Source organism: Undibacterium sp. SXout20W, assembly GCF_049340285.1.
Lineage (GTDB): Bacteria > Pseudomonadota > Gammaproteobacteria > Burkholderiales > Burkholderiaceae_D > Undibacterium.
The window spans coordinates 1-562 of the sequence record NZ_JBMPPH010000119.1 but is presented as its reverse complement, the minus strand read 5'-3'; the positions used below and the strand labels follow the sequence as shown (position 1 = coordinate 562).

Sequence of the window (562 nt, the reverse complement as noted above, 5' to 3'; positions counted from 1 at the left end):
CTAAACCAGTGCCATCACTTAAACCAGTAATGCCACTGACGTAGTTTGTTGCATTGGCGGCCACGTTCGCGTTGTTGGCTACCGCCGTACCGGTGTAGTTCAGCGTTTGTCCATTGACGCCCGTGATACTGACCTGGCCTGGTGTCAGGCTGGTGTTGCTGTCGTAAGTCTTCGTTGCGTTGATCGTCGCTGTGGCTTGGCCAATATTCAGACTACCGTTCGTATAGTTGACGTTGCTGTAGTTACTGTTCGTGCCGCCGACCGTATTGGCGTAGCTGCCAGCATTGGTGCCTGTGGCACCGTTGGCGGTGAAACCGCCAACATTAGAGGCTGTATCCGTTCCGACTAAGCCAGTGGCAGTGAATCCGCTCACGCTTTGTTGATTGCCGTTATACGTACCGCTTTGGCTATTACCGATGATATTAACTGCGGTGGTGACTGCATTGATCGTAGCCTGGTTGTTGCCAGACTTGGCGCTCTGACTTGGCAGAACGTAATTTGATGCTAAACCTGTGCCGTCACTTAAACCAGTGATGCCACTAACGTAGTTTGTCGCATTGGC

General features: G+C 52.1%; 1 protein-coding gene. It reads right to left on the bottom strand.

Translation table 11 applies throughout. From position 1 onward, the window contains the following. Positions 1–562 (bottom strand): hypothetical protein (locus ACO0K1_RS20270; protein ID WP_423029016.1); only part of this gene is annotated, 562 nt, incomplete at both ends.